Origin of the sequence: Enterobacter cloacae complex sp. S1, assembly GCF_014930525.1 — a bacterium.
Taxonomy (GTDB): Bacteria; Pseudomonadota; Gammaproteobacteria; order Enterobacterales; family Enterobacteriaceae; genus Enterobacter; species Enterobacter hormaechei_C.
The window spans coordinates 207,506-221,997 of record NZ_JADBRE010000017.1 but is presented as its reverse complement, the minus strand read 5'-3'; the positions used below and the strand labels follow the sequence as shown (position 1 = coordinate 221,997).

The following is a 14,492-nucleotide window of genomic DNA, read 5'->3' as shown; positions in this document are numbered from 1 at the left end:
TTATTGAATAAGCGGCTGCCAGAGGGTCATCAGCCCCTGCGTCAGCCCACCGCGCCAGCAAAGCGCATCGTGTCCGCCGTCAACCTGACGCCAGAAAACCGGTTGCTGAGTGTATAGTTCGGCGAGGATCGCCTGGTTTGCGCGCAAAATAAGCGGCTCGTTGCGCCCGGCCTCAAGGACGATGCGCAGCCCGCGAGCGGTTTTGTCACCCGCTTTGAGTTGTTCGATGAGCAGCCCGTCCTGCTGCGCGCCGCGGTGCGGCCACCAGTAGGATCCGGACTGGCTGAGGATGCAGCCAAAACGCTGCGGCCAGTTGAGGCCCGCATAGAGGGAAGAGAGCCCGCCGAAGCTCTGACCCGCCACCACGGTATGGTCGGCGCGGTCGCTGAACGGGGCCATGCTTTTCACCTGCGGGAGAAGTTCGTCCTGCACCGCCAGCCAGAAATCAGGGTTACACGGCAGCTCGCGGCTGCGGTGTGCGGTGTCAATCACGTCGATTAAGACATAGACCGCAGGCGGCAGTTTGCCTTCATGGGTGAGCGACGCCAGCGCAGGCCAGACGGGCATGCTTTCGGCCCAGAACTGCCCGTCGAGCAGCACCGCCAGCGGGCGCTCGGGGCTTTCATCCCCGGTGGTAAAAATCCACACGCGGCGACGGTTCTTCAGACGCGCGCTGTGCCACTCAATGCAGACAGGCTTTTTGTAAGGTGTATCGGGATGGTTCCAGCCGGGCTGTACGGGCGCCTCCGGCATCTCCAGCGCCGAGACGGCGTGCCCGCGCCCGCCGCGCCAGCTCTGGGCATTCAGCGGGTCGGACACCGCGTGCGGCAATAGTTTGCGCCAGCCTTCGCGCAGCGCCATGCGGTCCGGCTGATCGCCTTCAAACACTGCGCTGGCAAAATCGTTTTCATTGTCGGAGGGGATAAAACAGTAGCTGCCGCGCCATTCCGGGCTGAACTCGCCCTGCCACTGCCAGACGTCGGTATCCGGGATACGTTCAAGGGACTGCGGACGGGCATTTTGATGGTGATCGGTCACACCGGTGACGTAGAGCCAGACGCGTTTAACCGTCGACATTTTCTGCGTTCCCGCCGGGTCCCGCCACCAGAATGTCACGCGATAGTTTTCCTGATGACGTTCCCGTTCCGGCCCGTCTTTCGCCTGCCACCACGCTTCACTTCCGGTTGTTAACGCCGTCACCCTTATAACCCCATGTTTAACAGTCTTTTTTGTTTCAGAGCAAATTTTATTGATAATATTATTGATAACTATTTGCATTTGCAATAGCGTAATGCCCGCGCTGTGGGAAGCGCGCTCATTAAATAACCATAAAAGCGGGACGTACAATGAATAAGAAGATTCACTCTCTGGCCTTGCTGGTCAATTTAGGGATTTATGGTGTCGCGCTGCCCGTCATGGCAGACGACAACACCGCCTCCGCGCAGCATGAAGACACCATGGTGATCACCGCCGCCGAGCAGAATTTGCAGGCGCCGGGCGTGTCGACCATCACCGCCGACGAGATCCGCAAAAACCCGCCCGCGCGCGACGTGGCGGAAATCATCCGCACCATGCCGGGCGTTAACCTGACCGGCAACTCCACCAGCGGCCAGCGCGGGAACAACCGTCAGATTGACATTCGCGGCATGGGCCCGGAAAACACCCTGATCCTGATCGACGGCAAGCCGGTCACCAGCCGCAACTCCATCCGTCTGGGCTGGCGCGGCGAGCGTGATACCCGCGGCGATACCGGCTGGGTCCCGCCGGAGATGATCGAGCGCATCGAAGTGATCCGTGGCCCGGCTGCTGCCCGCTACGGTAACGGTGCGGCGGGCGGCGTGGTGAACATCATCACCAAAAAATTTGACGACCAGTGGCACGGCTCCTGGAACACCTACCTGAATGCGCCAGAGCATAAAGACGAAGGTTCCACCAAACGCACTAACTTCAGCTTGAGCGGCCCGCTGGGTGGGGATTTCAGCTTCCGCATGTACGGTAACCTGGATAAAACCCAGGCCGACGCCTGGGACATTAACCAGGGCCATCAGTCTGACCGTACCGGCGCATATGCCGACACGCTGCCGGCAGGCCGTGAAGGGGTCGAGAATAAAGACATCAACGGCGTGGTGCGCTGGGACTTCGCGCCGATGCAGTCCCTGGAGTTTGAGGCGGGATACAGCCGCCAGAACAACCTTTACGCGGGCGATACCCAGAATACCAACAACGACAACAGCTCAAGCGGGCTGGTGAAGAAGAACTACGGTAAAGAGACTAACCGTATCTATCGTCAGAACTTCGCCGTGACCTGGAACGGCGGCTGGGATAACGGCATCACCACCAGCAACTGGGCGCAGTACGAGCACACCCGCAACTCTCGTCTGGGCGAAGGGCTGGCGGGCGGTCTGGAAGGATTGTTCAACAGCAATAAATTCACCGACACCGACCTGGCCGACGTGATGCTGCACAGCGAAATCAACCTGCCGATTGATTTCATTGTGAACCAGAACCTGACGCTCGGCACCGAGTGGAACCAGCAGCGCATGAAGGACTCGACCTCCTTCACGCAAACCCAGCAGGGCGGCACCATTCCGGGCATGAGCGAAGACCGTAGCCCGTACACTTCAGCGGAGATCTTCTCCCTGTTTGCCGAAAACAACATGGAGCTGACCGACAGCACCATGCTGACCCCTGCCCTGCGCTTCGACCACCACACCATTGTGGGTAATAACTGGAGCCCGTCCCTGAACCTGTCGCAGGGTCTGGGGGATGACTTCACCCTGAAGATGGGCATCGCGCGCGCCTATAAAGCGCCAAGCCTGTACCAGACCAACCCGAACTATCTGCTGTACAGTAAAGGCCAGGGCTGCTACGCCAGTTCCGACGGCGTGGGCTGCTACATGATGGGTAACGACGATCTGAAAGCGGAAACCAGCATCAACAAAGAGATTGGCCTGGAGTGGAAACGCGACGGCTGGCTGGCGGGCGTGACCTGGTTCCGCAACGACTACCGCAACAAGATTGAAGCGGGCTATGCGCCGATTGGCCAGACGTCCACCGGCAAAGTCACCACCGATATCTACCAGTGGGAAAACGTGCCGAAGGCGGTAGTAGAAGGTCTGGAAGGCTCCCTGAACGTGCCGGTCAGCGATACCATCAACTGGACCAACAACATCACTTACATGCTGCAAAGCAAGAACAAGGAGACCGGCGATCGTCTGTCGATCATTCCTGAGTACACGCTGAACTCAACCCTGAGCTGGCAGGTGCATCAGGACGTATCGCTCCAGTCGACCTTCACCTGGTACGGCAAGCAGCAGCCGAAGAAGTACAACTACAAAGGTCAGCCGGTCACCGGGTCTGAGAAAGACGAAGTCAGCCCGTACAGCATCGTGGGCCTGAGCGCGACCTGGGACGTGACCAAAAACGTCAGCCTGACCGGCGGCGTGGACAACGTCTTCGACAAGCGCCAGTGGCGTGCGGGTAACGCCCAGACCACGGGTAATACCACCACCGGCGCGTATATGTACGGTGCGGGCGCGTATACGTATAATGAACCGGGCCGTACCTGGTATATGAGCGTGAATACGAGGTTCTGATAAAGGCAGTGACTTCCCCCTCTCCCCATGGGAGAGGGCCGGGGTGAGGGCATCAGGCCGCACAATACTGAAGGGAAAACCATGCACACCACCCACAGCACATTTTCTCTCGCCGGCCACACCCTCCACCGCATCACTTTCGACCCCGCCACCTTTACCGACGCCGATCTCCTCTGGCTCCCCCATCACGCGCAGCTTGCTGACGCCGGACGCAAACGCAAGGCCGACCACCTGGCAGGCCGCATCGCCGCCGCGCACGCCTTACCTGACCACACCATGCCCGCCATCGGCCCCAGCGGGGAACCGCTCTGGCCGCAAGGTATTTCCGGCAGCATCACCCACAGCGGCACGCAGGCGATAGCCGTCGTCACGCAATACCCGGCGCTTATCGGCATCGATTGTGAAACGATCCTCTCCGAAAACGAAGCCAGGGAAATCAAAGACGGCATTATTGATACGCAGGAAGAACCTGTGTTTTCCCGCCTGGGATACCCGTTCGCCCTCGCCCTGACGCTGGTCTTCAGCGCCAAAGAGAGCCTGTTCAAGGCCCTCTTTCCGCAGGTACAGGCCTGGATGGGTTTTGACTGCGCCCGCGTTACCATGCTCGACGACAAGACGCTCACGCTGGCGTTGACCCGTCAACTTGCAGGCTTTAAGGAAGGCACCGCCTTCCCCCTGCACTGGCAGCAGCACGGCGAACAGGTCATCACCCTGCTGTCACACGCTCCTGGCGACGAGCCTTCACGCTGGTCACCACAAACGTCACGATAAACACCATCGCGAACAGGACCACAATGGTCGGCGCAGGCGCGCTGTCGAGATAAAACGACGCATAAACGCCGCTTACCGACACCAGCGCTGAAACGGCGACCGCCACCAGCAGCGCCATGTGAAAGCGTCGGGTAATCAGCACCGCCACGGCGCCGGGCGCAATCAGCAGGGAAATCGACAGAATGATCCCCACCGCTTTCAGCGTCGCAACGATGGTCAGCGAAACCATGCACAGTAAGCCGTAGTGCAGCCAGCGGGTGCGCAAGCCACTCGCCTGCGCCTGCTGATAGTCAAAGCAGAACAGCAGAAAATCGCGCCACTTCAGGCCAATCACCAGCGCAATCAGCCCCGCGACGAGACCGCTTTGCAGAATGTCCATCCCGTTAATACCCAGCATATCGCCGAACAGAATGTGGTCGAGATGCACCTCAGGTTTGACGGCGATATAGAGGATCAGCCCGGCGCCGAACATGCCGGAAAAGACGATCCCCATGACCGTATCCTGTTTGATGCGGCTGTTATCCTTCAGATATCCGGTGGCGACCGCGCAGAAAAGACCGGCTACGAACGCGCCCAGCGCCAGCGGCAGGCCCATCATCCAGGCCAGCACGACGCCGGGAAACACCGCGTGGCTCATGGCGTCGCCCATCAGCGCCCAGCCTTTCAGCACCAGAAAAACCGACAGCAGCGCGCAGGGCACGGCCACCATGAGTGAAATCAGCAGCGCGTTGTTCATAAACGCAAACTGGAACGGTTCGAGAAGCAGCGTCAACATGGGTGTGCCTCCCGCGCCCGACGGCGGCTGGCAAGCAGTCCGTGCTTCGGCGCAAAGACGAACGCCAGCAGGAACAGCAGCGTCTGGGCGACCACGATAATGCCGCCGGTGGCGCCGTCCAGGTAATAGCTGGCCCACGCGCCGAGGAAGCTGGTGATGCTGCCAATGGCGACCGCAATCATCAGCAGGCGCGGGAAGCGGTCGGTCAGCAGCCACGCGGTCGCGCCGGGCGTGACCACCAGACAGATCACCAGAAATGCGCCGACGGTTTGCAGCGCCGCCACGGTAGAGACCGCCAGCAGCGTGAAGAAGAGAATTTTCAGGCGTTCAGGACGCAGGCCGATGGCGCGGGCGTGGTTCTCATCAAAAAAGGTCACCATCAGATCTTTCCATTTGAACAGCAGGATAACTATCGACACCACGCCGATAATCGCCAGCTGGACGATATCTTCCGGGGCGATAGCCAGAATATTGCCGAGGACGATGGTCTGAATGTTCACCGAGGTCGGGTTGAGCGAGACCATAAACAGCCCCAGCCCGAAAAACGAGGAGAAGATCAGCCCGATAATGGCGTCCTCCTTCAGGCGGCTGCGCTGGTTGAGAAACAGCATGCTGCCCGCCGCCAGCCCGCCCGATAAAAACGCCCCCAGCGAGAACGGCAGCCCGAGCATGTAGGCCCCCGCTACGCCCGGCACGATGGAGTGCGACAGCGCATCGCCGATCAGCGACCAGCCTTTGAGCATCAGATAGCAGGAGAGAAACGCGCACAGCCCGCCCACCATCGCCGAGACCCACATCGCGTTGAGCATGTACTCGTAGCCGAAGGGTTCGAGAAGCACGTTCATTTGGCCTCCTGACGGTGCGTGACGAAGGGGCGTTCGTCGTCGGTAATAATGCGATCTTCCGAGCCGCTGAGCACCACGTGGCGCAGCACGCCGCTAAAGGCGCGCTCGAGATTCTCGGCGGTAAAGGTGGTTTCCGTCGGGCCGCTCGCCAGCACGGTGCCTTTGACCATCACCGTGTAATCGCAGAATTCCGTGACCGAGCCCAGGTTATGGGTCGAGACCAGCATCGTTTTGCCCTCGTCGCGCAGCTCCCGCAGCAGGCTGATGATCCTGGCTTCGGTTTTGACGTCCACGCCGGTAAACGGCTCGTCGAGCAGGATCACCTCGCCCTGCTGGGCAATCGCCCGCGCCAGAAACACGCGCTTCTTCTGCCCGCCGGACAGCTCGCCAATCTGCCGATGGCGCAGCTCGAGCATATCTACACGCTTCAGGGCGTCGGTGACGATCTGCTTATCGCATTCTTTGGGACGACGCAGAAACCCCATATGCCCGTAGCGGCCCATCATCACCACGTCCTCGACGAGCACCGGAAACGACCAGTCGACCTCTTCCGACTGCGGCACGTAGGCGACCAGGTTCTGACGCAGCGCCCGGTGAGGCGGCAGCCCCAGAATGGAGATGGTGCCGCTCGCCGCCCGCACAAACCCCATCACCGCCTTAAACAGCGTGGACTTGCCGGAACCGTTCACCCCCACCAGGGCGGCAATCGATCCGCCCGGCACGCTGAACGATGCGTCGCGCAGCGCCGTGTGGCCGTTGCGGTAGGTCACGGTCACGTCGGTTACAACAATCCCCTCGTGCATGGTTACTCCTTCATCCCGTCACGGATGCCCTGCACCAGCGTGCGGGTGGTGACGTTCAGCAGATCGATATAGGTCGGCACCGGGCCGTTTTCCGCGCTCAGAGAGTCGACGTACAGCACGCCGCCATAGTGGGCGCCGGTTTCACGCGCCACCTGACGGGCGGGCTTATCCGAGACCGTGCTTTCGCTGAACACCGCCGGAATGTGATGTTTTTTCACCAGATCGATAACCTTGCGCACCTGCTGGGGCGTGCCCTGCTGATCGGCGTTGATCGGCCACAGGTAAAGCTCCTTCAGGCCCAAATCCCGCGCCAGATAGGAGAACGCCCCTTCGCTGGTCACCATCCAGCGTTTGTCTTCCGGTATCTCCGCGACCTGCTTGCGCAGCGGTTCGAGAGTGGCGGTGATCGTCTGCTTGTAGGCTTCCGCATTGCGCTGGTAGGTCTGCGCGTTGGCCGGATCGTACTTCACCAGCGCGTCGCGGATGTTATCGACGTAAATCAGGGCGTTGTCCGGCGACATCCACGCGTGCGGATTGGGCTTGCCGTTATAGGGCCCTTCGCTGATGCCCATCGGGGTGATGCCTTTGGTGACAATCACCTCCGGCACGCCGTTCAGATGCTGATAAAAGCGCTGGAACCACAGCTCCAGATTCATGCCGTTCGCCAGGATCAGCTGTGCCTTCTGCGCGCGTTTGATATCGCCCGGAGTGGGCTGGTATTCGTGAATTTCAGCGCCCGGTTTGGTGATGGAGGTGACCTCTGCGGCATCCCCCGCCACGTTTTTCGCCATATCAGCAATAACGGTAAAAGTGGTGATGACCTGGAACTTTTCAGCCGCCAGCGCGCCGGTAGTGGTCGCGGTCATGAGCAGCGCGCCGAGCAACAGACGCTTCAATCCTTGCCGTGGATGCATCGCAGAAGTCTCCTGAGGTGATTAAAATCAAAGCAAAATTAGCCTGTGCTATAAGGTATAGCACAGGCTATGTTTAAATGAAAATAATTATCATTAAAGTTGTGTCAATGAAGGGTGTGACGGGGAAGTTTTAGGAAAAGTGCGTTCTTTTTCCTCTGCAGTTCAGGCGTATGATTGAAGACCAATACCCATATAAAAAAAATGGAATTGTTATGCCTGTTAATGAAAGGATCCACCCCACTTCGGGAACCCCAATTAATCCAGGCGGGGTCCGACAGCTCACGATCGGTGAAATCGCCCTTGCGAAGACGCTTTACGGTTACAGCATCCGTTATCATCTGGTGTGGGTACACAGGGAAAGTTATCTTCCTTTTAATTTACAACCTGTAAATGTTGCTATGACTCCCAACGGGGAAATGTGGTTTAGAGAAGACACATATTCTCCGGATTTTTCATTAGAAAAATTGTTAGATAAAAAACACCTATTCATGCATGAAATGATGCATGTCTGGCAAGCCCAAAAAGGGATGTTTGTCAGAACAAGGGGATTATTCTCTGGTATTGCTGACTACACCTATAGCTTTGATAAAGCAGATCTATTGCATTACGGATTAGAACAGCAAGCATCGATCGTAAGTGACTACTGGTTATTACAGTTTTATGGGTTTGAAAAATATACATTCCTGCCAAAATATCGAGATATTAATTCGAATGAACCCGTTTATTCTCTGCTGCAAAAATATAAAAATATTCTGAAAGGATTCCCAGGATGAAAACTATAACGCTCATCTCACCATTATGTATTCTCCTGACGGGGTGTCCTGGTTGCCCGCCGTTGTCTCATCCCAGAGCTACTTTTATTGATGGTAACCATGTTTGCTTTAGTATTAATAAAAACGATATCGTGAACTATTACACCATTGATTCCAGCAAAGGCCCCGACATTACTACCATCACAAGTTCGGGAAGGAATAAAATCAGTTGGTCTTATCCTAACAGTTGCATAGATGTGAATTGGGAGTATGGCTATACATATGTTATTAGCTATGGTTTAAATAATAAAAATTATCATCACGAATTCTTTATTGATAATGACGGACAGCTTACTAATTTAGGAGAATTATAATGTCATTACCCGCTTACTTATTTCTCTACGATGAGAACGGAATGCAGGTTCAGGGCGACTGTATGATGCCAGGCCGGGAAGGTGCTATCGAAATTATGAACAGCAGTTACGGCATAAAACAGGCAGTGGACAGCCATACCGGGAATATGACCGGAACACGGCAGCATAGTCCGGTTACCGTGCATAAGCAATTAGATAAAGTGAGCCCTTATCTTGCCGTTGCCGCCTGCGAGGGCAGACGGCTGCAAAAAGCCATTATCAAATATTATGAAATTGTTGAAGCGGGAGCAGAAAGAGAGATCTACACCATGACGCTTGATAGCGTGGTGATCTCATCTCTGGATTTCACGCACGTTTATTACCCAGGCAGCTCAGCCCCGAATATGCATGAAGTTGTTGGGCTTCGATTCCGGGGCATTCAGTGGAATTATGTGAAAGGTAATATTCTTTATGGCGATGCATGGATGAAACCAGCTCAGAAAGAGAAGAGTACCGCATAATTTACCTGGCTCATAAAGATCAATGCATGCTGCCGCTCAGAAACGGCGATCCTGGCATTCCCTGGATCGCCTCGTTAATTTTTACCGCTACTATTTTCTACTTTCGTTCACGGGCAAATCCCCCGTATCAATTAACGCTCCCGGAAACGTCTCCAGCCACTTCATCATCTTCAGTTTGTTGGTATACGTTGCGCTGACGCCTTCCAGACAGCCCCACAGCTCACGGGAATTTTGCGGCGTAATCACAATACAATCTGGCATCACGCGGATCTTCACGGCTATTCCTGCTTTAAACCCTGCGCGGGTTAACCACGCGCCGGTTAACGGCAGATAGTTGCGCTCCATTCGAGTATAAAGTTCTACACAGGCGGAATCCGCCGCTCCTCTTTCATGAAGATACGCAGAGTGAACCGGCTCGTCATGCAACGCCCGGATGCGTTTTTTGCGTAGCTTCTCGCGGTTTTCTTGCTGAATCTCTAGATCTGCATTTTCTGTTTGGGCAATAGCCCGCTCTGGCATAGAATTCTTCACAGCCATAATCAACTCCTGGTTAGTTGTTTGTGGTTAGCGGTATGGAGGTGGTCGCACACCTTTGTACCGCGATTCCTTTTCTTACCTTTTTACCTATTCTTTCAAGATCTCAGTGCTGGCTTAACTGCCGCTATTATACTGCCATGGATAAATGTACAGGGGTCGAATATTAGGGAAATGCGAGGCGGCTCGAGTAAATAAATAAAGAAAAATAAAATGGTGAATATAAAGAAAGGAAATATTGCCCTTCAGATCCAATGCTCATTAAACGCCTGATGGCGCTTCGCTTATCAGGCCTACGATAAACCGGTTTTGTAGGCCGGGTAAGGCATCGCCGCCACCCGGCATGAGGGCAGCGGCGCTGCCTTTGTAGGTTCTTCAGATCAAGCCTCAAACATCCGGGAACATCACGCTATTCCCCGGTGCTTCCCTGTGCAGATGGATAAAGTTCAGGTGCCGTTCATACTGGTCCAGAATGTCCGTGATCACCTGCTCCTTGCTGTAATCCATCAAATCATTCCCCTGGCTGCCTTCCAGCAGGAAGGTCTCCAGCCGGTAGTAGGTCGACTTCCCGCTGCGCGCCCGGTAGGTGAACCCGGGCACCGAATACTGCTGCGGCCAGATCTGATAGACAAAGTTCTGCTCGTCGCCCATGTGCACCAGCAGATCCAGGTGCCCCAGATTTTCGCCCTCTTCCGGGGGCAGGTTTTTCAGCTCCACGTAGGCGCCACGCAGCTTCAGCTCCTGGGCCACCTCTTCCATCGCCGGGAAGCAGACCGTCTCCATCATCTGGCTGGTGTAGCGCGTGCCGGGGTAGTTCATCAGGCGCGAGAGGCGTTTCTTCCAGCTCAGCCTGTCCTGCGCGCCCAGCGGACGCGGGGCGGTGTCGCGGCTGGCGCTGACGCGGCGGTAGTCTTCCACCTTAAGCGATTTATACAGCCCGGCCATCACGAAGAAGATCACGAAGCTGAACGGCAGGCCCATGATCACCGTGGTGTTCTGCAACGCCGAGATACCGTTGGTCATCAGCATGCCGAGCGTCAGCAGGCCGATGGCGACGGACCAGAAGATGCGCAGCCAGTTCGGCGCGTCGCTGTTAATGTCCTTAAGCTTCGAGGTGAAGTTCCCCAGCACCAGCGCGCCGGAGTCCGCCGAGGTGACGTAGAACAGCAGGCCGGTAATGGTCGCTACGGAAGCGCTAAAGGTAAACGCCGGATACTGCGCCAGCAGGCTGTAGAAGCCGCGCTCCGGGTGCGCCATCGCTTCCTGGGCAAAAGTCGCATTGCCGTGGATGATCTCGTGCAGCGCGCTGTTGCCGAAAATCGACAGCCACAGCAGGGTAAAGGTGAACGGGATGATCAGCGTGCCCATCACGAACTGACGAATGGTGCGGCCACGCGAAATGCGCGCGAGGAAAAGGCCGACAAACGGCGACCACGCCACCCACCACGCCCAGAAGAAGAGCGTCCAGTTGTTCATCCACTCTGTCGGACGGTCAAAGGCGAAGCTGTTCAGCGTCATGCCCATAAAGCGGTTCACGTAATCACCCACGTTCAGCACTAAGGCATTGAGCAGGAACGAGGTGTCGCCCATAAACAGCACGAACAGGATCAGCCCCAGCGCCAGCGCGACGTTCAGCTCGGAGAGCACGCGAATCCCTTTATCCACGCCGGAGGTCACCGAGATGGTGGCGATAATCACCGACAGCGCAATCAGCGCCGCCTTCGCCGCCATCGAATCCGGGATATCAAACAGCACGCTCAGGCCGTAGTTGAGCTGCACCACGCCGATGCCGAGCGTTGTCGCGATACCAAAGATGGTGCCGATCACCGCCGCAATGTCGACGCTGTGGCCTATCGGGCCGTTAATCTTTTTACCGAAGATCGGGTAGAGCGCGGAGCGGATGGTGAGGGGCAAATTATAACGATAGCTAAAGTATCCGAGCGCCATGCCCATCAGGGCGTACATCGACCAGCCCGTCAGGCCGTAGTGGAAGAGCGTCCAGACCATCGCCTGGCGCGCGGCCTCCATCGTCTGCCCTGCCCCTTCCGGCGGCTGCATATACTGCGTGACCGGTTCCGCCACGGAGAAGAACATCAGGTCGATGCCGATGCCGGCGGCAAACAGCATCGCGGCCCAGCTCAGCAGGCTGAACTCGGGCTTGGACTGCTCTGGCCCGAGCTTCACCGAACCGAAGCGCGAGCAGGCAATGCAGACCACGAAGACGATATAGAGCGTCGCGGCCAGCAGATAGTACCAGCCGAAGGTCTTCGACACCCAGTTCAGGGTGCGCCCAATCCACTCGGCAGAAAAATCACGAAAGAAGATGGTCGTCAGGGAAAACAACAAAATCAGCCCGGCGGACGTATAAAAAACGACCGGGTTGATTTTGTCTTTTTCTCTGTCTTGTGAAAGGTCTGTCATCCAGTATCCCCACTGTTTTTGCAACTATTGAAATCCAAAATCGCAACAATTAAGACACATTTTATATTGAACGTCCAATCAAAAACCGCTTTAATAGATTACCAACGCTGATGAATGGAGTGGCAAAAATGCCCAAAGTGGGGATGCAGCCGATCCGGCGCAGGCAGCTAATCGATGCCACGCTGGAAGCAATTAATGAAGTGGGAATGCATGACGCAACCATCGCGCAGATCGCCCGTCGGGCGGGCGTATCCACGGGGATCATCAGCCACTATTTCAAAGATAAAAACGGTCTGCTGGAAGCGACCATGCGTGACATCACCGGTCAGCTGCGCGACGCGGTATTAAGCCGTTTACGCGCCCTGCCGGACGGCAGCGCAGAGCAGCGCTTGCAGGCGATTGTCGGCGGCAATTTTGATGAAACCCAGATCAGCGGCGCGGCGATGAAGGCCTGGCTGGCCTTCTGGGCCAGCAGCATGCATCAGCCGATGCTCTACCGTTTGCAGCAGGTCAGCAGCCGCCGATTGCTCTCTAACCTGGTGTACGAGTTCCGCCGCGAGCTGCCGCGTGAACAGGCTGAAGAGGCGGGCTACGGGCTTGCCGCACTGATTGACGGGCTGTGGCTGCGCGCCGCGCTGAGCGGCAAGCCGCTGGATAAAACCCTGGCCCAGTCGCTTACCAGCCACTTTATCAGCCAGCATTTACCGACCGATTAACCGAGGAGAATTTATGTCCCGAATGGCAGAACAGCAGCTTTATATCAATGGTGGTTACACATCGGCCACCAGCGGTCGCACCTTCGAGACCATCAACCCGGCGAACGGTGAAGTTCTGGCAACCGTGCAGGCCGCCGGGCGCGAAGACGTGGACCGCGCCGTGGAAAGCGCACAGCGCGGGCAGAAGATCTGGGCGGCGATGACCGCCATGGAGCGCTCGCGCATCCTGCGCCGCGCCGTCGATATCCTGCGCGAGCGCAACGACGAGCTGGCAACGTTGGAAACCCTCGACACCGGTAAAGCGTATTCCGAAACCTCGACCGTCGACATCGTTACCGGCGCGGACGTGCTGGAGTACTACGCGGGGCTGATCCCGGCGCTGGAAGGCAGCCAGATCCCGCTGCGCGACACCTCGTTCGTCTACACCCGCCGCGAGCCGCTGGGCGTGGTGGCGGGCATCGGCGCGTGGAACTACCCGATCCAGATCGCCCTGTGGAAATCTGCCCCGGCGCTGGCGGCGGGCAACGCGATGATCTTCAAGCCGAGCGAAGTGACGCCGCTTACCGCCCTGAAACTGGCGGAGATCTACACCGAAGCAGGCGTGCCGGACGGCGTGTTTAACGTCCTGCCGGGCGTGGGCGCAGAGACCGGCCAGTTCCTGACCGAGCATCCGGGCATCGCCAAAGTCTCCTTCACCGGTGGCGTGGCCAGCGGCAAAAAGGTGATGTCGAACTCGGCGGCCTCGTCCCTGAAAGAGGTGACGATGGAGCTGGGCGGTAAATCTCCGCTGATAGTATTTGACGATGCGGATCTGGATCTCGCGGCAGATATCGCCATGATGGCGAACTTCTTCAGCTCCGGTCAGGTGTGCACCAACGGCACCCGCGTGTTCGTGCCCGCGAAGGTCAAAGCCGCGTTTGAGCAAAAAATCGTTGAGCGCGTGGGCCGCATCCGCGCGGGCGACCTGTTCGATGAAAACACCAACTTTGGCCCGATGGTCAGCTTCCCGCACCGCGACAGCGTGCTGCGCTACATCGCCAAAGGCAAAGAGGAAGGCGCGCGCGTGCTGTGCGGCGGCGACGTGCTGAAGGGTGACGGCTTTGACAACGGCGCGTGGGTGGCCCCGACCGTGTTCACCGACTGCACCGACGAAATGACCATCGTGCGCGAAGAGATCTTCGGCCCGGTGATGTCCATTCTTACCTATGACACTGACGAAGAGGCCATTCGCCGCGCCAATGATACCGACTACGGTCTGGCGGCGGGCATCGTCACCGCCGATCTGAACCGCGCCCACGGCGCTATTCATCAGCTCGAAGCGGGCATCTGCTGGATCAACACCTGGGGTGAATCCGCCGCAGAGATGCCGGTCGGCGGCTACAAACACTCCGGCATTGGCCGTGAGAACGGCGTCATGACGCTTCAGAGTTACACCCAGGTGAAGTCCATCCAGGTTGAGATGGGTAAATTCCAGTCCATATTTTAACCGGG

14 protein-coding genes are annotated in these 14,492 nt (G+C 57.4%); 7 read left to right on the top strand and 7 right to left on the bottom strand.

The annotated features are described in order from the left end of the window. Positions 1–1,200 carry an enterochelin esterase gene (gene fes, locus IM290_RS12765; protein WP_193041749.1) on the bottom strand — a complete coding sequence of 400 codons (1,200 nt, stop codon included), beginning with the start codon at positions 1,198–1,200 and terminating at the stop codon, positions 1–3. A 146-nt stretch (positions 1,201–1,346) separates the two neighbouring features. Between fes and IM290_RS12760 the strand changes: the two genes are divergently transcribed. Both IM290_RS12760 and entD read left to right on the top strand, forming a co-directional pair. Continuing rightward, positions 1,347–3,596 (top strand): TonB-dependent siderophore receptor, encoded by a 2,250-nt coding sequence (locus IM290_RS12760; RefSeq protein WP_017382520.1) that lies wholly within the window; start codon positions 1,347–1,349, stop codon positions 3,594–3,596. An 81-nt stretch (positions 3,597–3,677) separates the two neighbouring features. Further along, the gene (gene entD / locus IM290_RS12755; protein ID WP_193041750.1) at positions 3,678–4,367 is read left to right on the top strand and encodes an enterobactin synthase subunit EntD; all 690 of its coding nucleotides are present in this window, start codon (positions 3,678–3,680) and stop codon (positions 4,365–4,367) included. On the opposite strand, the gene IM290_RS12750 is transcribed toward entD, so the two are convergent. From IM290_RS12750 to sitA, 4 genes are read right to left on the bottom strand one after another with little or no spacing between them, the layout of a single operon-like run. Then, on the bottom strand, positions 4,303–5,142 hold the full coding sequence (locus IM290_RS12750) for a metal ABC transporter permease (protein WP_023303259.1): 840 nt from the start codon (positions 5,140–5,142) through the stop codon (positions 4,303–4,305). The genes entD and IM290_RS12750 overlap by 65 nt on opposite strands. Beyond that, positions 5,136–5,987: an iron/manganese ABC transporter permease subunit SitC gene (gene sitC, locus IM290_RS12745; protein WP_015571185.1), complete on the bottom strand. Its 852-nt coding sequence runs from the start codon at positions 5,985–5,987 to the stop codon at positions 5,136–5,138. Before sitC ends, IM290_RS12750 begins: the two co-directional genes overlap by 7 nt. After that, positions 5,984–6,790 carry an iron/manganese ABC transporter ATP-binding protein SitB gene (gene sitB / locus IM290_RS12740; RefSeq protein WP_017382524.1) on the bottom strand — a complete coding sequence of 269 codons (807 nt, stop codon included), beginning with the start codon at positions 6,788–6,790 and terminating at the stop codon, positions 5,984–5,986. The genes sitC and sitB overlap by 4 nt, the downstream gene beginning before the upstream one ends. 2 nt (positions 6,791–6,792) lie before the next feature. Further along, positions 6,793–7,704, bottom strand: a complete 912-nt coding sequence (gene sitA, locus IM290_RS12735; RefSeq protein ID WP_193041751.1) for an iron/manganese ABC transporter substrate-binding protein SitA — start codon at positions 7,702–7,704, stop codon at positions 6,793–6,795. Positions 7,705–7,916: 212 nt separating this feature from the next. On the opposite strand from sitA, the gene IM290_RS12730 reads away from it, so the two are divergent. The 3 genes from IM290_RS12730 to IM290_RS12720 are packed head-to-tail and all read left to right on the top strand — an operon-like array spanning position 7,917 to position 9,330. After that, entirely contained in the window at positions 7,917–8,477 is a 561-nt protein-coding gene (locus IM290_RS12730) for a type IV secretion protein Rhs (protein ID WP_193041781.1), read from the top strand. Then, entirely contained in the window at positions 8,474–8,830 is a 357-nt protein-coding gene (locus IM290_RS12725) for a putative T6SS immunity periplasmic lipoprotein (protein ID WP_193041752.1), read from the top strand. The genes IM290_RS12730 and IM290_RS12725 overlap by 4 nt, the downstream gene beginning before the upstream one ends. Next, positions 8,830–9,330: a type VI secretion system tube protein Hcp gene (locus IM290_RS12720; protein ID WP_193041753.1), complete on the top strand. Its 501-nt coding sequence runs from the start codon at positions 8,830–8,832 to the stop codon at positions 9,328–9,330. The genes IM290_RS12725 and IM290_RS12720 overlap by 1 nt, the downstream gene beginning before the upstream one ends. A gap of 90 nt (positions 9,331–9,420) precedes the next feature. Here IM290_RS12720 and IM290_RS12715 read toward each other — a convergent pair whose 3' ends face one another. Further along, positions 9,421–9,867, bottom strand: coding sequence for a SymE family type I addiction module toxin (locus IM290_RS12715; protein ID WP_193041754.1), 447 nt, complete (start codon positions 9,865–9,867; stop codon positions 9,421–9,423). A 384-nt stretch (positions 9,868–10,251) separates the two neighbouring features. Next, entirely contained in the window at positions 10,252–12,285 is a 2,034-nt protein-coding gene (gene betT, locus IM290_RS12710; protein WP_023296083.1) for a choline BCCT transporter BetT, read from the bottom strand. Between the two features lie 128 nt (positions 12,286–12,413). Between betT and betI the strand changes: the two genes are divergently transcribed. Together betI and betB are read left to right on the top strand one after the other, a co-directional pair. Next, positions 12,414–13,001 (top strand): transcriptional regulator BetI, encoded by a 588-nt coding sequence (gene betI / locus IM290_RS12705; protein ID WP_017382531.1) that lies wholly within the window; start codon positions 12,414–12,416, stop codon positions 12,999–13,001. Between the two features lie 13 nt (positions 13,002–13,014). Then, complete coding sequence (betB, locus tag IM290_RS12700) at positions 13,015–14,487, top strand: betaine-aldehyde dehydrogenase (RefSeq protein ID WP_193041755.1); 1,473 nt, start codon at positions 13,015–13,017, stop codon at positions 14,485–14,487. Positions 14,488–14,492: the final 5 nt, after the last annotated feature.